The sequence below is a fragment of the Microbispora hainanensis genome, assembly GCF_036186745.1.
Taxonomy (GTDB): domain Bacteria; phylum Actinomycetota; class Actinomycetes; order Streptosporangiales; family Streptosporangiaceae; genus Microbispora.
Genome location: NZ_CP108086.1, coordinates 4,813,542 through 4,831,626 on the forward strand (window position 1 = coordinate 4,813,542; position 18,085 = coordinate 4,831,626).

Below are 18,085 nucleotides of genomic sequence, written 5' to 3' on the forward strand. Positions count from 1 at the left end.
GCTCGGAACCTCCGGGCCGGGCCCTGGTCCTGCACGGCCGGTCTCAGGCGGCGGGTACGGTGGCCCGCTCGTCGGGGACGCAGTGCGTCATCTTCAGGCCCGAGACGTCGCGCGGGCCGTTCTTGCCGAGGTTGGCCAGGCGCTCCCTGTCCTCGTCGGTCAGGTCCTGGCTCGCGAGCGGCTCCAGGTGCTTGACGTCGTCCGGCGTGATGCCGAGCCCCTCGCCGACGCGCAGCCCGAGGTCGTCCTCGACCAGCAGGAAGTGCCAGACCATGCGCTCCTGGATGGGCCGGTCGCACTCCGACAGCTTGGCGGTCAGGTTCTCCACCAGGTCGTCGCGCTCCCACTGCTCCATGAGCAGGTAGCGCTGGCCCGCCTGCTTGTAGTCGTTGGTCCGCGGGATGCGCTTGCGGGTGAGCCTGCCGATGATCTGCGGGCCCTGCTCGTCGTGTGCCGGGCCCTGCCCCTCGCGCAGCCCGCCGGTGATGGACGGCTCGTAGTTGACGTGCGGGTTCTCGCCCGCCCGGTCCTGGTGGTAGGTCATGAAGCCGTCGCGCTGGTTGGTCCGCACGTCGGCGTTCCTGGCCTGGTTGACCGGCAACTGCAGGTAGTTCGGCCCGACGCGGTAGCGCTGGGTGTCGCTGTAGGAGAACGTGCGGCCCACCAGCATCTTGTCGTCGGAGAAGTCCAGTCCGTCGACGAGGACGCCGGTGCCGAACGAGATCTGCTCGTTCTCGGCGAAGACGTTGTCCACGTTGCGGTCGAGGACCATCCGGCCGACCGGCTTGGCCGGGAAGATCTCCTCCGGCCAGACCTTGGTGTCGTCGAGCGGGTCGAAGTCCAGCTCGGGGTGCTCGTCGTCGCTCATCATCTGGACGAGCAGCTCCCACTCCGGATAGTCGCCGCGCTCGATGGCGTCGTGCAGGTCCTTCGTGGCGTGACCCAGCTCGTGGGCCTGGATGCGCGCGGCGTCCTCGGCCGTCATGCTCCTGACCCCCTGCTTGGGCATCCAGTGATACTTCACGAGCATGGTGTCGCCCTGCTCGTTGACCCACCTGTAGGTGTTCACCCCGAAGCCCTGCATGTGCCGGTAGTCCGCCGGGATGCCCCGCGGGCTGAACAGGTTGACGAGCATGTGCATGCTCTCGGGCGTCTGCGACATGAAGTCGAAGATCCGGTTCGCCTCCTGCCGGAACGTGACCGGGTCGGGCTTCAGCGCGTGGATCACGTCGGGAAACTTGATGGCGTCGCGGATGAAGAACACCGCGAGGTTGTTCCCGACGAGGTCCCAGTTGCCGTCCTCGGTGTAGAACTTCACCGCGAAGCCGCGCGGGTCGCGGGCGCACTCGGAGGAGTCGCGCCCACCGATCACGGTCGAGAACCGCACCGCGACGTCGGTGCGCTTGCCGGCCTCCTGGAACAGCTTCGCCCTGGTGAACCGGGAGATCGGCTCGTCGCCCCACCTGCCGTACGCCTCGAAGAAGCCGTACGACGTCGTGCCGCGCGCGTGCACCACCCGTTCCGGGATGCGCTCCCGGTCGAAGTGACTGATCTTCTCCAGGAACTGGTAGTTCTCGAGAGTGGCCGGGCCGCGCGCGCCGACCGTCCGCTGGTTCTGGTTGTCGTAGACCGGGTGCCCTTGACGGTTGGTCAGCACCGGGCGCTCGTCTCCGGGCTCCGGTCCCTTGCTCGACACGTCCGTCATGGGACGGCTCCTCTCGCTATTTGATCTCAAATGAGGTGTTTTTCCTCTTCAAGACTCCCCTTTCCGCTTTTTGTCGGGGTATTCGTGCCGGTGGCCGTGGGCTTCCGGCGGTGGGCACGGTCCGTCCCGCGCACCGCCGGAGCCCTGGAGGGCCGCCCTGGAGGGCCGCCCTGGAGGGCCGCCCTGGGAGGCGGCCCTCGGAGGCGGTGCAGTGCCTCACCCCGTGGCGGTTCCCTTCCGCGGCTCGCCGCGGTAGGTGCCGAACGACCAGAGGTTGTCCTCGATGTCGCGTACGGCGAACTCGCGGGAGCCGTAATCGGTGTCGTGCAGTTCCTGGACGACCCGCGCCCCCGCCGCCGTCGCCCGCGCGAACAACGCGTCCGGATCGTCGGTCACGGCGTACGCGCCGAACGAGCCGGGCGTGAGGTTCCACTTGTCGTCGGGCGTGTCCCGGACCGAGCCCAGCATGATCCCGCCGCCGTGCGGCCAGGAGAGCTGGGCGTGGTCGACCCGGTCGCCCTCGCCGTAGACGGCGGTCTCCTCGAAACCGAACGCCTCGGCGAGGAAGGCGATCAGGGCGCGTGCGTCCCTGGCCCGCAGCGTGGGCCAGACCTGTGGTGCCGGTGTGGTGTCGTTCATGCCACCGAGTCTGGCGAGCCGTCCCCCTGCCCGGCTTGTACGTTTCGGAACTGCACGCCGTCTTCGGCCAGCCACCGGCTGGGGGAGCACCCGGCGAGGGCGCCGAACTCGCGGGCGAGATGCGCCTGGTCGTAGAACCCGCACGCGGCCGCGGCGTCGGCCAGGGTGAGCCGCCGCCCGGACGCCGCCGCCCGCTGGATCAGACGGCGGGCCCGGTCGAACCGTACGACCCGCGCCGCCTCCTTGGGGGACAGGCCGATCTCCTCCCGGAACCGGCCGTTGAGGTGCCTGGCGCTCCAGCCGGTCTCGCGGGCGAGACCGGACACGGTGACCTGCCCGCCGGTGGTGAGCATCCGCCGCCAGGCCCGCGCCACCTCGGCCGGGTGCGCCCGGGTGGGGCGGGCCTGCCGGGACAGGACCGCGTCGAGGACCGCGAAGCGCTCGTCCCAGCCGGGCGCCTCCAGCAGACGTTCGCGCAGCTCGCCCGCGAGCCTGCCGAGCACCTCGCCGCCGTCGAGGTCGAGCCCGGACAGCTCCCCGGCCGGCAGCCCGAGCAGGGCCCGTGCGCCGAGCGGCGTCAGCGCGAGCTGAACGCCCGACTGCCGCCCGTCGTGCGTGATCAGCGCGGGGGTGGTGTGCAGGCCGCCGACCAGCGTGTCGTACGACCCGGGCGGGGTGCGCGGATCGGGGTGCGCCGCGACGACGAGCGGGTCGTCGAGCGTGACGATCATCGTCAGGTAGGGCGACGGCAGGCCGCGGTGCGTGGCCGGCGGGACTCCGGCCTCGCGGTAGCCGCTGTACCACGCGACCAGCGGACGCAGCGCGGGCGCGGGCCGCCGGCGCAGGTAGCACGGCTCGTCGTGCCCGCCGGTTTCCGCCGCCGTCATCGCCCGCGCCTCCCTTCCGCCCTCCAGTGTCCACGAAAGGGGAGCGCGGCGGCGACGGCCGTCGCCGTTATGAGTGGGCGGGCCGGTCGAGGTCGGACAGGTCGAGCACGAAGCGGTAGCGGGCGTCGCCGCGGGTGATCGCCGACCGCGCCGACCGGCTCATGGACGCCGTCGAATTCGACGCCGACGACCTGCCCGGCTGGGCCGTGCGGATGTACGACGAGAACCTGCGCCATCCCGAACTGGTCCGCCTCGTGGCCTGGCTGCGGCTGGAACGACGTCCGACGGGACGCCTCGCCGATCCTTCCGGCGACGAGCCGAAGCTCGCCGCCATCGCCGCCGCCCAGGCCGCCGGACGGCTCCGCCAGGGCGACCCCTCCGACCTGCTGACCCTGGTCATCGCCATGGCCTGTGCCTGGTCCCCGACGAGCAGCGTCTACGTCGCCACCGCGGATGAGCCCGCCGCCGACCACGAGCGCCGCCGGGCACTCCTGCGCGAGTGCGTCGCCCGCGCCGTCGCTCCCTGACCGCCGGCACTCGTCAGGCGGCACTCGTCAGGCGGCACCGGTCGGACGGCACGGGTCGGACGGCACGGGGCGGCTCGCGCGGCAACGGCGATCCCGGCTCGATGCGCGCCGAGCCCGCCGCCGACGCCGGGGTCTGTGGCGATCGGTCAGGTGGCCCGGCGTCCGTGGCATCTACGGCGACCGGCCGGGTGGTCCGGCGATCGGTCAGGCGGCTCCCGCGGCTCCTTCGGCGTCGAGGTCGCGGGACAGCAGGTCCGCGAGGGCGGCGAGGGCCTCCTCCGCTCCCGGGCCCTCGGCCTCCAGGGTTACCTCGGTGCCGTGCTCGGCGCCGAGGGTCAGCACGCCCAGCATGCTGTTGGCGGGGACGGCCTTTCCGCCGCCCACACGGATGCGTACGGGCACCGTCTGCCGCGCCGCCGCCTCGACGAAGATCTTGGCGGGTCGGGCGTGCAGGCCGGAGCGCGAGGCGACCGCCACTGTCCTTTCCGGCATCGCGTTCCTCTCAGGACTCGGTTCAGAGATCGATTTCCGGGCTCGTTTTCCGGGCTCGTTTTCCGGGCTCGATCTCAGGGCTCGATCTCAGGGCTCGATCTCAGGGCTCGATGGTGACCTTGATGGCGGCGCCGCGGGCGACGACGTCGATGGCGTCCATGACCTCGTCCAGGCCGAGGCGATGGGTGATCAGGTCGGAGACCGGCACCGCGCCTTCGGCGATGAGCCGCAGGGCGCGGGCGTTGTGCGCCGGGCTCGACCCGTTGGCACCGACGATGGTCAGCTCGCGATAGTGCACGAGGTTGGAGTCACAGGCGATGATCGGGTCGTCCTTCGGCAGCCCGCCGAAGAAGCTGATCCGGCCCTGCCGCGCCGCCATCTGCAGCGCCTGCTGCTGGGCCGCACCCGAGGCCGCCGCCGTGATCACCACGTCGGCGCCCCGGCCCCCGGTCAGCTTGAGCACCTCGTCCACGAGGTCGGTCTCGCCCGAGCAGATCGCCGCGTCCGGCCGTACGAGATCGGCGGCCATGGCGAGGCGCTCGGCGTTCAGATCGGCGAGGAACACCCGGGCCGCGCCGCGCGAGCGGGCCAGCCGCACGTGCAGGCAGCCGATCGGGCCCGAGCCGACGACGACCACGTCGTCGCCCTCGCCGACGCGGGCCAGCTCCTGCCCGTTGAGCACGCAGGCGAGCGGCTCGGCGAGGGACGCCTCGGCGAACCCGACGCCGTCGGGGATGCGGTTGAGCCCGTCCACGGCGAGCACCTTGGCCGGCACGACCATGTACTGCGCGAAGCCGCCGTCGTAGTGGTAGCCCATCGACTCCTGGTCGGGGCAGACCGTGAGGTGACCCCGGCGGCACTCCTCGCACTGGCCGCACGGGATCGCGGCGATCACCTGCACCCGGTCGCCCGGGCTCCAGCCGGTGACGCCCTCGCCGATCTCCACGATCTCTCCGGCGATCTCGTGGCCCATCACCCGGGGCGGCCTGATGTGGTGGTGCCCGAACCGGTAGATCTTCACGTCCGTGCCGCACGTCGAGCAGTTGCGTACGCGGATCTTGACTTCGCCGGGGCGGGCGACGGGCTCGGGCACCTCCTCCAGGCGGATGTCCCCAGGAGCATGGAAACGGGCGACTTTCACTCGGAGTCTTCCTCTCCGTCCGGTTGCAGAAGTTGGATGACCTGGTCGGCCTCGGTGGCCGCGCGCAGGGCCGCGGCGCGGTCCGGGTCGAGCAGGATCTGGGCGAGCTCCGCCAGCAGCCGCAGGTGGCCGTCCCCGCGGGCCGCGATGCCGACGCACACCGTCACGTGCTCGCCGTGCCAGTCGACGCCGTCCGGGAAGCGCAGCACGCAGATGGCGTCGTGGCGGACCGCCTCCTTCGAGGTCAGCGTGCCGTGCGGGATCGCGACGCCCTCGCCGACGTACGTGGAGATCGACCGCTCGCGTTCGAGCATGGCCTCGATGTAGCTCCCGTCGACGGCGCCGACCTCCTGGAGGACCGCGCCGCACTGCCGGATGGCGTCCTCGACGTCCGCCGCGGTCGCGGCAGTGCGTACGGCGCGGGGATCGAGGGGGAGCGGGGCCGTGCCGGCCCGGTCAGCCATCGATCGTGCCCCCGTTCTTGATGGCGGTGACGACCCGCGTCACGGCCGGGTCGCCGATGAAGACCTGGAACGGCACCAGCACGACGCCGGGCGCGCTCGCCCTGGCCCGGTCGGCCAGCCCGGTGTGGCACACGATCACGTCGGCGTCCCCGGGGATCGAGTTGACCGGGGTGTGCTCCACGCTGACCTGGGTGCCCTTGAGCTGCTTGCGGAGCGTGCTCGCCAGCATGACGCTGCTGCCCATTCCCGCGTCGCAGGCCACGATGAGCTTGCGGACGTCCTTGCCCTCGATGCTCGGCACGGTTCTACGCCTCCTTGGTGGCGGGCACGTTCTCGGCCGCCGTCTCGCCGGTTGTGTCGCGGTTCTCGTCGCTCGTGATGGCGGTGTCGCCGGTGTCGTCGGTGTCATTGAGGGTCGCGGCCCGCGCCGCGTCGTCCGCCCGGTCGCCGTTGGCGCGGCCGAAGCCCAGCAGCACTGCGGCGACGGCGAAGGAGACGGCCGTCGCGATCACGATGCCCGCGATCACGCCGAACCAGCCGCCCTTCGGGGTAACGGCCATGTAGGCGAAGATGCTGCCCGGCGACGGCGTCGCGACCAGGCCCGCCCCGGTGACCAGGAAGGTGAGCACGCCCGAGGCGCCACCGGCGATCACCGCGAGGATCAGCCGCGGCTTCATCAGCACGTACGGGAAGTAGATCTCGTGAATGCCGCCGAAGAAGTGGATGATCATCGCGGCCGGGGTGCTGGGACGCAGCGACCTCGGGCCGAACAGCAGGTAGGCGATCAGCAGGCCGAGGCCGGGGCCGGGGTTGGACTCCAGCATGAACAGGATCGACTTGCCGTGCTTGACCGACTCGGCGACGCCCAGCGGCCCGAGCACGCCGTGGTTGATCGCGTTGTTGAGGAACAGCACCTTGGCCGGCTCGATGATGACCGAGGCGATCGGCAGGAGCGAGTGGGTGACGAGCCACTCGACGCCGCTGCCCGCCACCTCGGTGATCTTCTCCACGATCGGGCCGATGGCGAGCACGCCGGCGATCGCCATGACGGCGCCGACGATGCCGGCGGTGAAGTTGTCGACCAGCATCTCGAAGCCGGCCCTGGTGCGCTCGGCGGTGAACCGGTCGACGTACTTGAGGATGAGCGCGGCCAGCGGGCCGACGATCATCGCGCCGAGGAACATCGGGACGTCCGCCCCGACGACCACGCCCATCGTGGCGACGGCGCCGACGACCGCGCCGCGCTGGGCGTGGACCATCCGGCCGCCGGTGTAGCCGATGAGAACGGGGAGGAGGGTGCTGATGATCGGGCCGACGAGCTCGGCGAGTGTCTTGTTCGGCAGCCACCCGGTCGGGATGAACAGGGCCGTGATGAGACCCCAGGCGATGAAGGCGCCGATATTGGGCATGATCATCCCGGCGAGATGGCCGCCGAAACGCTGGATCGTGGCCCGCACACCGGTGCCGGTGACAGTGGGGGTATAGGGCGTGGCCATTGACGTGCTCCTTCAGGGGGCGACCGGCCTGGCTGGCCGGTTGGTGGGGGTGGCGCTCATCCCCCGGGTATGAGCTGCCGGGCCGGGTCGGGGGGACCGATCCGGACGTGTGTGCGATCGATGTCGGCCGGGCCGGGCATCCGGCTGCCGGGCAGCCCGACTGCCGCGCCGGCCCAGGCGAGGCCCTCGGCGAGGGCCGTCCCGCCGCGGGCCCCCGCGGCGAGGAAGCCCGCCAGCAGGGCGTCGCCCGCGCCCACGCTGCTGCGCGGCTCCCCGACCGCGCACTCGCCGTACCAGACCTGGTCGTCGTCCTCGACCAGCAGCGCGCCGTCGGCCCCGAGGCTGGTCAGGACCGACCGCGCGCCCATGGCGCGCAGCTTGCCGACCGCGTCGAGCACGTCGCCGACGCAGGTGATCGCCGTGCCGGTGGCCTCGGCGAGCTCGTCGCGGTTCGGCTTGACGAGCGCGGGGCCGGCGTTCACCGCGCACACGAGGGCGGGACCGCTCGTGTCGACCGCCAGGTTGATGCCGGCGTCGGCGAACCGGCGGCACAGCCGGGCGTAGACGTCCACCGGCACGCCGGGCGGGAGGCTGCCCGATGCGACCACCCAGTCGGCCGACCGGGCGGCGTCGAGCACGGCGCCCGCCAGCGTGTCGAGCTCGGCGGGGGTCAGCGCGGTGCCCGGCTCGTTCACCTTGGTGACGGTGCCGTCGGGCTCGGCGATCGCGACGTTGGACCTGGTGGGACCCTCGACCGGCACGGGGATCATGTCGATGCCCTCGGCCGACAGCAGGTCGAGGAGCCGCCGCCCCTCGCTGCCGCCGTACGGGATGACCGCGCACGACCGGACGTCGTTGGCCAGCAGGGCACGTGAGACGTTGACGCCCTTGCCGCCGGGATCGAGGTGGGTGTCGGCCGCCCGGATGACGGCCCCGCGCGTCAGCGCGCCGACCTCGATCGTGCGGTCGAGGCTGGGGTTGAGGGTCAGGGTGAGGATCACGCCCGCACCACCTCCGGCCCGGCGGCGGCCAGCGCCGCGGCCTGGTCGGGGTCGAGCCCGGTGTCGGTGATGACGACGTCGATCTCGGCGAGCGTGGCGAAGCGCGCCAGGTAGGTGCCGGAGAACTTGGTGTGGTCGGCCAGCAGGACGGCGCGGTCGGCGCAGGCGATCATCGCCCGCTTGATCGCCGCCTCGGCCGGGTCGGGGGTGGTCAGGCCCTTGGCGACCGAGCAGCCGTTGGTGGCCATGAAGGCCACGTCGACGTTGAGCTGCGACAACTGCTGGATGGCCCAGTCTTCCACGGTCGCCAGCGTCCGGCCGCGCACCCGGCCGCCCAGCATGAGCACGGTCAGGTTGGGGCGGGCCGCGAGCAGCGTGGCCAGCGGAGGCGAGTTCACGACGACGGTGAGCTCGCGGTCCGGGGGCAGCGCCTGCACGAGCCGGCTCGTCGTGGAGCCCGCGTCGATGACCACGGAGCCGTCCTCGGGGAGTTCGGCCAGGGCGGCTTTGGCGATGCGCTCCTTCTCGGCCGTCATCACCTCGTCCCTGGCGGCCAGCGCGGGCTCGAACCCCAGGCGCTCGACCGGGATCGCGCCGCCGTGCACGCGCCGCAGGACGCCCGCGCGCTCCAGCGTGGTCAGGTCGCGGCGGATCGTCTCCGTCGTGACGCCGAACCGCTCGGCCAGCGTCACCACGTCGACCCGGCCGGCGTCGCGGGCCGCCCGCAGGATCTCCTGCTGCCGCTCCTCCGCGTACATCGTGTTGGTTCACCGCCGTTTCGATGTTGTTTCGTATGTGTTTATACCCGCCTGTGTTGGACGGTCAATAGCCGTGAGCATCACGAAACGGACGATGTGTGGAGATTCCCCGCGTGTATCTCGGGCGGCCGCGCGCCCGGTGCCCTCCATGTCACGTCTCGCGCATCCGGCACGTCTCTATAGGGGAGCGGAGACAAGGAGGCCAGATGCCCGCCGTGACCCAGGGGGAGCCCACCGCGGTCGCCAGTTTCGAATGCAGCCGGGATCTGCTGTTCGGGGTGGCATACCGGGTGCTGGGCAGCGCGACCGACGCCGAGGACATCGTCCAGGAGGCGTGGCTGCGCTGGGACCGCGTCGATCACTCCCGCGTCGCCGACCCCCGGTCCTTCCTCGTCCAGGTCACGACCAGGCTCGCCCTCGACCGTCTGCGCTGGGCGAAGGCCCGCAGGGAGGCGTACGTGGGGCAGTGGCTCCCCGAGCCGCTGCCGACCGGGCCCGCGACCGAGGAGGGCGCCGAGCGGGCGGACTCGGTCTCCATGGCCATGCTCGTCGTGATGGAGACCCTCTCCCCGCTGGAGCGGGTCGTGTTCGTGCTGCGGGAGGCGTTCGAGTTCTCCTTCGCCGAGATCGCGGCGGTGGTCGGCCGGTCGGAGACCGCGGTCCGGCAGCTCGCCCGCCGCGCCCGCTCGAACGTCCGGGCCCGGCGGCCCCGCTTCCAGCAGGATCGTGAGGTCCGCAGGCGGGTGACCGAGCGCTTCCTGGCCGCCTGCCTGGGCGGCGATCTGCGGGCGCTGCTCGACCTGCTCGCCCCGGAGGTCACCCTGTCCATCGACGGGAACGGCGGCCGCGGCGTGGCCAGGAACCCGGTCGAGGGCGCGGCGAAGGTCGCCCGGCTGCTCGTGTGCGGCCTGCGCCGGGTGCTGCGTCCCGCGGACGCCGCGGCCGGGGCGACCGGCGACGTCGGGAGCGGATCCATCGTGGACGTCAACGGCGGGCCCGCGGCGCTCATCACCGCCGGGGGCGAGCCGATCGCCGTCATCGTGGTCGACGTCGACAGCGCCGGCCTCGTCACGCGGATCTGGATCATCGCCAATCAGGACAAGCTCGGCGGCGTCGGCGCGGGCCGGCGACCCGGAAGGAACAGGCATATCCGTGCCGCCGCAGGCTGACAGGCCGCGAGAGAAGCGACTTTCCCCATGACAGACAACGAGCACGAGAACGGGCGGCCGGAGCGGCGGGCACCCGCGCGCGTCATCGGCACGCCCTTATCGGACGCACCCTTTTCCGACTCCCACGGCGAGGAGCACGCCGTCCCCGGCGTCGTTCCGCAGGACGAACGGAAGGCGCGCAGGGCGGAGCGCATCGCGGCGCTGTGCTTCACGCTCGCCTTCGCCGCCCTCGTGGCCTTCCTCGTGGCCTACGTACGGTTCCAGGTCGGCGGCCTGAGCGCGACCGGCGCCTCGCACGTCGCGCTCGGCGGCGCGCTGACCCTGGCGCTGCTCGCGCTGGCCGCGGGGATCGTGATCTGGGTGCGCCAGATCATGCCGAAGTACGAGCTGGTCCAGCAGCGTCACCCCATGACCTCGCCCGAGGAGGTGCGGGCCGAGGTCGCGGCCACGTTCGTGCGAGGCGCGGGGGAGAGCGGCATCGTCAAACGCCGGCTGCTGCGCCGCACGCTGCTGCTCGCGGCGGCGCCACTGGGCCTGGCCCCGCTGGTGCTGCTGCGCGACCTCGACACCAGCGGCGCGCCCGGCGCGCGGCTCCACCGGCGGCTGGCGCACACGGTCTGGGGCGAGAAGACCAAGGACGGCAAGCCGCTGCGGCTCGTCGTCGAGGGCAGCGGCCAGCCGATCCGCGCCGCCGACTTCAACTCGCCCGGAGGCATCCTGTCGGTCGTCCCGGAGGGCTACGAACACGACCTGAACGTCCTGGCCAAGGCGACGGTGATCCTCATCAAGTTCCGTCCCGAGGAGCTCGGGCCCCGCACGAACCCGAACTGGACCCACGACGGGATCGTCGCCTACTCCAAGATCTGCACCCACGTGGGCTGCCCCGCGGCGCTGTACGAGCAGACCACCCACCACATCCTGTGCCCGTGCCACCAGTCCACCTTCGACGCCGCCGACGGGGCCAGGGTCGTCTTCGGCCCCGCCGCCCGGCCGCTGCCGCAGCTGCCGATCGGCGTCGACGAACAGGGCTACCTCATCGCGCTGGGGGACTTCCCCGCCCCCGTCGGTCCCGGCTACTGGGAGCGCGGCGACGCGGAGGCGCGGGCCAGGGAGAACGGAGGCCACTTTTGAGTGCAATGAAAACCGTGCCCGGACGCATCGCCGGGCCGGCAACCTTCCTCGACGAGCGCCTGGGCGCGGGCGGCTTCGTCAGGCGCAACATCCGCAAGATCTTCCCCGACCACTGGTCGTTCCTCCTCGGCGAGATCGCGCTGTATTCGTTCGTCATCCTGCTGCTGACGGGCACCTTCCTGACGTTCTGGTTCAAGCCGAGCATGGGGGAGATCCTCTACGACGGCACGTACGCCCCGCTCAAGGGCGTGACGATGTCCGAGGCGTACGCGTCCACGCTGAAGCTCAGCTTCGAGGTCCGCGGCGGCCTGCTCATCCGGCAGATCCACCACTGGGCCGCCCTCGTCTTCATCGGCGGCATGATGGCCCACGCGCTGCGGGTCTTCTTCACCGGCGCCTACCGCAAGCCGCGCGAGCTCAACTGGCTCATCGGCGTGGTGATCCTCTCCATCGCGCTGTTCGAGGGCCTGACCGGCTACTCGCTGCCCGACGACCTGCTGTCCGGCGCGGGCCTGCGGGTCACCCAGGGCGTGGTCATCGGGCTGCCCGTGGTCGGCACCTACCTCAACTTCTTCCTGTTCGGAGGCGAGTATCCGGGCGAGGACGTCATCTCCCGCTTCTATTCGATCCACATCCTGCTTCTGCCCGGCCTGATCCTGGCGCTGGTCACCGCGCACCTGATCCTCATGTGGGTGCAGAAGCACACCCAGTTTCCGGGCAAGGGCCGCACCAACCGCAACGTGGTCGGCGCGCCCTTCTACCCGGCCTTCATGGCGAAGTCGGGGGCGTTCTTCCTGTTCACGTTCGCCGTGATCGCCGGTCTCGGCACGTTCGCGCAGATCAACCCCGTCTGGCTGTACGGGCCGTACTCGCCGGCCGACGTCTCGGCCGGCTCGCAGCCCGACTTCTACCTGGCCTTCCTCGAAGGGGCGCTGCGCATCATGCCCGCCTGGGAGATCAACCTCTTCGGCACGGCCGAGGCGGGCACGATCCCGCTCAGCGTGGTCATCCCGGCGCTGGTGCCCCTGGGCCTCGTCATCGTCGGCATGGCGCTCTACCCGTTCGTCGAACGGTGGATCACCGGTGACCATCGCGAGCACCACCTCGCGGACCGGCCGCGCAACAATCCGCACCGCACCTCGATCGGCATGGCGGTCATCGCCTTCTACGGCGTGCTCTGGCTGTTCGGCGGCAACGACATCATCTCGGCCAACTTCCGCGTCGATCTCTACACGACCACCTGGGCCGGGCGGATCCTCGTGTTCGTCGCGCCCGCCCTGGCCTACGCGATCACCTACCGCGTCTGCCTGGGGCTGCAGCGCTCCGACGCCGCGGTGCTCGCGCACGGCGTGGAATCGGGGGTGATCAAGCGGCTGCCCAACGGCGGGTATGTCGAAGTCCACTCGCGGCCGGCCGAGGACATCGAGGCGCATCTGCGCGGCAGGGAACCGGTGCCGGTGCTGTCGTACGACGAGACCGTGCCCCCCAAGGGGCTGCGCGGGCCGCTCGGCAGGCTGCGCCTGCGCATGTCCAGAGCGTACGGCGGGGAGAAGATCCCACCGGTCAACGGTCATCCGCACGACGAGGACGGGCAGGCCGCACTCCCGCGGGGACAGGGAGCACTGCCGGAGGGACAGGGGGCACTGCCGGAGGGACAGAGCCGCGCGCTGACGCGCTGACCGCTCTCGTGCGGGCGGGTCCGGAGGGTTCCTCCGGGCCCGCGCCGTCGTGATCCGGGCCGGGTCAGGGATCCCACTGCTCCGGCACCCGCCACTGCGGTTCCTCTGGGTCGGCGGGACGGATCTCGGTGAGCAGCTTGAGCGTCACCGGCCGCAGCCGCTGCCACGCCTCGACCGGCCAGCGCATGCTCACCGAGGGGAACACGGTCTCCAGCACGATCTTCAGATAGGGGCGGCCGGAGTGGCCGACCGGGACCTCCGTGCACAGGCCGGACACGCCCGCGGAGACCTGCCGCCTGCCCAGCCGCAGCCGCGCGTTCCCCAGGACCTGGTTCGGGGGGTCCTGGGCCTCCAGGTCGACGGACTCCCAGAAGAGCACGGGCGCCTCGTCCTCCTGCAGCCACGACGGGTAGACCGGCAGCGGCAACTGCAGCGTGAACCCCGCCAGGAGCCCGGCGGGGCGCAGATAGAAGGACCCGTGGAAACAGGGGAGTTCGTGCAGGAGCCGCGGCCCCTTCGACGTCGTCATCGACAGCGTTCCCTCGCTGGCGTCCATGGCGATCCGCCACGCGCTGGGATCGGTGTAGGAGGCGTCCGGTGTGAAGACCATCAGATGCTCCCTCGAAGTGCGGACTGGGAGAGGCGGCGATGGTGCGGCGCGGAGGGGGTCCGCGAATCGGGCCGCCAAAAGAAAGACGTTTCCAGGGGGCCGGAACGTGACATCGGGATTGCATCGAGAATTCACCGGCCGTTCCTGTGTCACATTTCGCGGGCCGCGTTCGTCTTGATGGGAAAGGCGAGCGGGGTCTCGCCGTGACCGCAGGGTGAGAGAGAGGAAAACAAATCTGGGCGCAACGGTTTCCGGGGTGTAAGTTGCGGGTCGGGAAGAAACCGCTGAAGCGTGGGGCGCAGGGCTCGTCGGCGCCGTTCCTGTAGGTGTTCCCGGCGAATGGCGGGGGCCAGTCACCGGACCGGTTCGTTATGGTCCGGACGCCGGACCACGATTACGAGGAGGGTGTATGGAGCGTAATCCGGAACGGCCGGCCGAAGAACGGCGCCGCGCGTCCCAGGCGTTCGAGGAGCACGCCGCGCTGCTCCACGAGGTGGCCCGCAGCATGCTCGGCGACGCCGGGGAGGCCGCGCGCGTGGTCGAGGAGGCCCGCACCCGCTGGCTGGCCGGTCAGGGTGACCCTTCGGAGGGCTCCCCGGACGCGCTCATCGGGCTGGTCTCCGTGCTGGCGCTCACCCGCCTGCGGGCCGCCCAGGCCAACGGCGAGGAGCACATCGGCCCGTGGCTGCCCGAGCCCCTGCGCGGCGAGCCCGATCTGAAGATGGCCGAGTCGGTCTCCGCGGCCCTCGCGACCGTCCTCGGCATGCTCGACCAGGAGGAGCGGACGGTCTTCATGCTGCGCCACGGGTTCGGGCTCGCGTACGCCGACATCGCTTCGGTGACCGGGCTCACCGAGGAGGGAGTGCGCGGAATCGACGCCAGGGCGAAGGCGCAGGTGCGCTGCGAGGTTCCCCACCTCTGACGGGCCGGCGGCACCGAGGAGCCGGGCGGCCGTGTCAGCCAGGGCGGCGTGTGCGTCCGAGGGCGGGCCGTGTATCTGAGGAAAACACACAGTTGACCACCCGCCGGGCCACCCGCGCCCTGTGCCACCTGAGCGCTGTGCCACCCGCGCCCTGTGCCACCTGAGCGCTGTGCCACCCGCGTCCGCGCCCTGTGTCGTCCGAGCGCTGTGCCACCTGCGCCCGCGCTCTGTGCCACGCGAGCGCTGTGTCGTCCGAGCGCTGTGTCGTCCGAGCGCTGTGCCGCCCGCGCCCGCGGTTCAGCCTCCCCGCTCCGTCAGCCCGTACAGGTTGCCGTCGTGGCCGCGGATCTGCGCCCACCGGCCGTTTTCCCGCCAGGGGGTGGCCTGCGGCGCCACGACGATCTCCACTCCCCGCGCCCGCAGGTCCCGGCACGTGGCGTCGAGATCGTCGCAGTCGAACCAGCCGTGGGTCATCCGCCCCGCGCGGGCGTGGAGCGCCTCCAGGATCTCCGGCTCGACGGCGGCGAGCGCCACGCAGGTCTGCGCGCCCGGCGGGCGCACCTCGACCCAGCGCCGGCCGTCGCCCAGGGGGACGTCGGCCGCGAGCTCGAAGCCGAGCGTCCCCGTGAGGAACTCCAGGGTCCTGCCCTGGTCGCCGACGTAGAGCACGGCGAGCCGCGGATTGACGATCACGACGCCTCCCGGTGACCGCCGCCGCTCACCCGCCCCGCATGCGACAGCGGGCGGGGCTCGGACGGCGGGGCCGCCACCGGCGACGGGACGTCGGCGAGGCCGAGCCGCACCCCCTTCAGGCGTTCGGGATCGCCGATGACGTCGATGGACGCGATGCGATCGCCGACGACGCCGATCTCCAGGACGAGCAGCAGGCGTCCGCGCGGGGCGATCACCGCACCCACGGCGCCGTTGACGAGAGCCGGCCAGGCGAAGCGGGCCCTGCGGATGTTGGTGCGCGTCTCCTCGGCCACGGCGCGTGCGCCCCGCACCTCCGCCGGCGCCTTGGCCTGCCCGCGCAGGGCCGCGTAGTCCGCCCGGCGGACGACGTCGGGGGCCAGCACCGCGAGCAGGGCGTCGAGGTCGCCCGCCCTGGAGGCGGCCAGGAAGGCGTCCACGACCGCGCGCTGCCTGGCGAGGTCGGCGTAGGGGATGTCGGCCGAGCCGTGCACCCGGCGGCGGGCCCGGCTCGCCAGCTTCTTGGCGGCCGCCGGAGTGCGTTCCACGATCATGGCGATCTCGTCGAACGGCACGGCGAACAGGTCGTGCAACACGAAGGCGGCGCGCTCGGCGGGGCCGAGCGTGTCGAGGACCACCAGCAGGGCCAGACCGACGGAGTCGGAGAGCACCGCCTCGTCCGCCGGGTCGGCCGCCTCGTCGTGGGGAGCCAGCATGTCGAGCTCGGTGAGGTCGGCGAGGTCCTCACGCCGGCGGGTGCGCGAGCGCAGCATGTCGAGGCAGACCCGCCCGGTGATCGTCGTCAGCCAGGCGGTCATGTTGTCGACCGAGCCGGAGTCGGCGCGGGAGGCGCGCAGCCAGGTCTCCTGCACCGCGTCGTCGGCCTCGTCGGCGCTGCCCAGCATGCGGAACGCGACGCCGCGCAGATGCCCTCGCGATCGGTCGAAGTGCTCGGCCAATTGGGCCTGGTCGTTCATCGGTCACCTTTCACCGTCGCGGTTCGTCGTATGAGTGAGAGGACGAACGCAGGTTTGACAAGGAGCCTTGAGTGCCCGTACTGATTATTGTTGCCGGTTCGTTTGAACCTACATGACGGGAAGGCTCACCGAGGGGTGCCTCTCCGGCATGAGGCACACCGGCCGGTCGCCGTCCGAGGTGCATCTTATCCTCATGGCGGCCGCCCATACTTTCTCGCCGTTCCGAAAATAGATGATCGCGACCGAAATCGGCGTCCGCTGAGGCTGAAATGCGTGCGCGGGGCCCGGCCGTGTGGTCCGGGCCCGCGGATTCGGCTCGTGCGGATCCGTCCGAACGGGTCGCCCCCTGAGCGCGGGTGATGGCTCCGCGAAGTTTGCGGTCAATGCGATCCGGCGCATTTCCGCCTTATGTCGGCATCGAGACACGTGAACGGCGCGTCGCGGTCCCGCACGGGGCGTCGCGGTTGATATCGAATTCAATGAATAACTTGCCAGGAATGGGCCCCCTGCTGCTCTGGCATCGCAATTGGCCGGAACATAGGCTGAACCCGAGTTGAGCTCCTGTGAAGAAATCGCCTCGCCCTTGTTCCTTCAAGGAAGGTCCCGCAGTGTCACTTCACACCGCAGCCGACGCCGATCGCGTACTCGCCACCCGCCTTGCCGACGTGGCGGATCTGCGCCACCTGCCCTGGGAGATCGTCCCCGTCCGCCACCTCACGTCCTCGCTCTCGCCGCGCAAACGACGTGAGGACCCGGAACATGTCCGGCTGCTCGCGGAGACGGATCGCGCCCTCGATCCGCTTCTCGTGCACCGGCCGACGATGCGTGTGATCGACGGCATGCACCGGTTGCGCGCCGCCGTGCTGAAGGGGAGGAGCGAGATCGCGGTCCGGTTCTTCGACGGAAGCGAGGCCGACGCGTTCGTGTTGTCGGTCCGGCTCAACGTGGGCCACGGACTGCCTCTGACGCTCGACGAACGGAAGGAGGCGGCCCGGCGCATCCTCGCCTCGCATCCGCACTGGTCTGACCGGGCGGTGGCCGAGAGCACGGGGCTGAGCGCGAAGACCGTCGCCACGGTTCGCCGCCGGCTCGACGGGCAGGAGGGGCTCCAGCACTCCCGCGTGGGCCGCGACGGCAGGTCGAGGCCGCTCAGCAGCATCGAGGGGCGACGCAGCGCGGCCGCCCTGCTGGCGGCCAACTCGGAGATCTCCCTTCGCGAGCTGTCCAGGAAGACCGGGCTCTCGGTGGGCACGGTCCGCGACGTACGCGAGCGGCTCGGCCGCGGGCAGGATCCGATCCCGGAACGGCTTCGCGCCAGGGAGAGGTCCGGCGCCGGGCCGCGCGGCACGACGACGCCGGCACGGGACCAGGACGCGGAGGTCCGGCGGGTGGGGGAGGCGCGCCGCAGGCCCGGGGGGAGCAGCCGAAGGGGCGAGACGAGGCCGGGCCGCGGGGCGGGGGAGGCCGTGGAGACGGTGGTCATGCTGCGCAAGCTCGCGCGTGACCCGTCGCTGCGGGCGACCGAGTCGGGGCGGCTGCTGCTGCGGATGCTCCTCGCCACCGAGGTGGGACCGGCCCAATGGAAGGAGATCGCCGAGGCGATTCCCTCCCATTGCATGCCGCTCGTCCGTGCGGTCGTGCTGCAGAGATCGGAGGAATGGAAACAGCTCGCGAGCATGGTGCCGGCCGCTTTCTCGGCGTGACGGCGAATGGCTTCACCGGTCCGCCATGAAATCGACGGAGGTGCCCTGAGCCGAAAGTAGCAGGGTGAAATATCGCCATTAATCGGTATCTGTT

At 71.4% G+C, this 18,085-nt stretch carries 19 protein-coding genes; 6 read left to right on the forward strand and 13 right to left on the reverse strand.

What is annotated here, in order from left to right; all coding sequences use genetic code 11:
- Positions 1 to 43: 43 nt before the first annotated feature.
- The 3 genes from OHB01_RS22520 to OHB01_RS22530 all read right to left on the reverse strand — a co-directional run bounded on the left by OHB01_RS22520 (position 44) and on the right by OHB01_RS22530 (position 3,231).
- A complete protein-coding gene (locus tag OHB01_RS22520) occupies positions 44 to 1,705 on the reverse strand; it encodes a catalase (RefSeq protein ID WP_147942300.1) in 1,662 nt (553 codons plus the stop codon).
- 216 nt (positions 1,706 to 1,921) lie between these two features.
- Complete coding sequence (locus tag OHB01_RS22525; protein WP_142649774.1) at positions 1,922 to 2,344, reverse strand: VOC family protein; 423 nt, start codon at positions 2,342 to 2,344, stop codon at positions 1,922 to 1,924.
- Positions 2,341 to 3,231 (reverse strand): helix-turn-helix domain-containing protein, encoded by an 891-nt coding sequence (locus OHB01_RS22530; RefSeq protein ID WP_328709566.1) that lies wholly within the window; start codon positions 3,229 to 3,231, stop codon positions 2,341 to 2,343. The genes OHB01_RS22525 and OHB01_RS22530 overlap by 4 nt, the downstream gene beginning before the upstream one ends.
- Before the next feature lie 161 nt (positions 3,232 to 3,392).
- On the opposite strand from OHB01_RS22530, the gene OHB01_RS22535 reads away from it, so the two are divergent.
- Entirely contained in the window at positions 3,393 to 3,758 is a 366-nt protein-coding gene (locus OHB01_RS22535; RefSeq protein ID WP_142649772.1) for a hypothetical protein, read from the forward strand.
- A 204-nt stretch (positions 3,759 to 3,962) separates the two neighbouring features.
- Here OHB01_RS22535 and OHB01_RS22540 read toward each other — a convergent pair whose 3' ends face one another.
- The 7 genes from OHB01_RS22540 to OHB01_RS22570 all read right to left on the reverse strand — a co-directional run bounded on the left by OHB01_RS22540 (position 3,963) and on the right by OHB01_RS22570 (position 9,110).
- Positions 3,963 to 4,250, reverse strand: coding sequence for an HPr family phosphocarrier protein (locus OHB01_RS22540; RefSeq protein ID WP_142649771.1), 288 nt, complete (start codon positions 4,248 to 4,250; stop codon positions 3,963 to 3,965).
- A gap of 100 nt (positions 4,251 to 4,350) precedes the next feature.
- Complete coding sequence (locus tag OHB01_RS22545) at positions 4,351 to 5,391, reverse strand: zinc-dependent dehydrogenase (protein ID WP_142649770.1); 1,041 nt, start codon at positions 5,389 to 5,391, stop codon at positions 4,351 to 4,353.
- Positions 5,388 to 5,855 carry a PTS sugar transporter subunit IIA gene (locus tag OHB01_RS22550; RefSeq protein ID WP_142649769.1) on the reverse strand — a complete coding sequence of 156 codons (468 nt, stop codon included), beginning with the start codon at positions 5,853 to 5,855 and terminating at the stop codon, positions 5,388 to 5,390. The genes OHB01_RS22545 and OHB01_RS22550 overlap by 4 nt, the downstream gene beginning before the upstream one ends.
- Positions 5,848 to 6,156 (reverse strand): PTS lactose transporter subunit IIB, encoded by a 309-nt coding sequence (locus OHB01_RS22555; RefSeq protein WP_147942297.1) that lies wholly within the window; start codon positions 6,154 to 6,156, stop codon positions 5,848 to 5,850. The genes OHB01_RS22550 and OHB01_RS22555 overlap by 8 nt, the downstream gene beginning before the upstream one ends.
- Before the next feature lie 4 nt (positions 6,157 to 6,160).
- Complete coding sequence (gene mtlA, locus OHB01_RS22560; protein WP_142649767.1) at positions 6,161 to 7,351, reverse strand: PTS mannitol transporter subunit IICB; 1,191 nt, start codon at positions 7,349 to 7,351, stop codon at positions 6,161 to 6,163.
- 56 nt (positions 7,352 to 7,407) lie between these two features.
- The gene (gene pfkB / locus OHB01_RS22565) at positions 7,408 to 8,352 is read right to left on the reverse strand and encodes a 1-phosphofructokinase (protein ID WP_142649766.1); all 945 of its coding nucleotides are present in this window, start codon (positions 8,350 to 8,352) and stop codon (positions 7,408 to 7,410) included.
- The gene (locus OHB01_RS22570) at positions 8,349 to 9,110 is read right to left on the reverse strand and encodes a DeoR/GlpR family DNA-binding transcription regulator (protein WP_142649765.1); all 762 of its coding nucleotides are present in this window, start codon (positions 9,108 to 9,110) and stop codon (positions 8,349 to 8,351) included. The genes pfkB and OHB01_RS22570 overlap by 4 nt, the downstream gene beginning before the upstream one ends.
- A gap of 206 nt (positions 9,111 to 9,316) precedes the next feature.
- Between OHB01_RS22570 and sigJ the strand changes: the two genes are divergently transcribed.
- The 3 genes from sigJ to OHB01_RS22585 are packed head-to-tail and all read left to right on the forward strand — an operon-like array spanning position 9,317 to position 13,089.
- Complete coding sequence (sigJ, locus tag OHB01_RS22575; RefSeq protein WP_328853930.1) at positions 9,317 to 10,279, forward strand: RNA polymerase sigma factor SigJ; 963 nt, start codon at positions 9,317 to 9,319, stop codon at positions 10,277 to 10,279.
- 27 nt (positions 10,280 to 10,306) lie between these two features.
- Complete coding sequence (locus OHB01_RS22580) at positions 10,307 to 11,410, forward strand: ubiquinol-cytochrome c reductase iron-sulfur subunit (RefSeq protein ID WP_328853931.1); 1,104 nt, start codon at positions 10,307 to 10,309, stop codon at positions 11,408 to 11,410.
- A 5-nt stretch (positions 11,411 to 11,415) separates the two neighbouring features.
- On the forward strand, positions 11,416 to 13,089 hold the full coding sequence (locus OHB01_RS22585; RefSeq protein WP_328853932.1) for a ubiquinol-cytochrome c reductase cytochrome b subunit: 1,674 nt from the start codon (positions 11,416 to 11,418) through the stop codon (positions 13,087 to 13,089).
- Between the two features lie 64 nt (positions 13,090 to 13,153).
- On the opposite strand, the gene OHB01_RS22590 is transcribed toward OHB01_RS22585, so the two are convergent.
- Entirely contained in the window at positions 13,154 to 13,699 is a 546-nt protein-coding gene (locus tag OHB01_RS22590) for a hypothetical protein (RefSeq protein ID WP_328853933.1), read from the reverse strand.
- A gap of 409 nt (positions 13,700 to 14,108) precedes the next feature.
- On the opposite strand from OHB01_RS22590, the gene OHB01_RS22595 reads away from it, so the two are divergent.
- Complete coding sequence (locus OHB01_RS22595; protein ID WP_168066230.1) at positions 14,109 to 14,621, forward strand: sigma factor-like helix-turn-helix DNA-binding protein; 513 nt, start codon at positions 14,109 to 14,111, stop codon at positions 14,619 to 14,621.
- Between the two features lie 297 nt (positions 14,622 to 14,918).
- Here the strand turns inward: OHB01_RS22595 and OHB01_RS22600 are convergent, their stop codons facing one another.
- The gene (locus tag OHB01_RS22600) at positions 14,919 to 15,314 is read right to left on the reverse strand and encodes a VOC family protein (RefSeq protein ID WP_142649760.1); all 396 of its coding nucleotides are present in this window, start codon (positions 15,312 to 15,314) and stop codon (positions 14,919 to 14,921) included.
- Positions 15,311 to 16,288: a sigma-70 family RNA polymerase sigma factor gene (locus tag OHB01_RS22605; RefSeq protein ID WP_142649759.1), complete on the reverse strand. Its 978-nt coding sequence runs from the start codon at positions 16,286 to 16,288 to the stop codon at positions 15,311 to 15,313. Before OHB01_RS22605 ends, OHB01_RS22600 begins: the two co-directional genes overlap by 4 nt.
- Before the next feature lie 608 nt (positions 16,289 to 16,896).
- Between OHB01_RS22605 and OHB01_RS22610 the strand changes: the two genes are divergently transcribed.
- On the forward strand, positions 16,897 to 17,991 hold the full coding sequence (locus tag OHB01_RS22610; protein ID WP_328853934.1) for a ParB N-terminal domain-containing protein: 1,095 nt from the start codon (positions 16,897 to 16,899) through the stop codon (positions 17,989 to 17,991).
- Positions 17,992 to 18,085 lie beyond the last annotated feature (94 nt).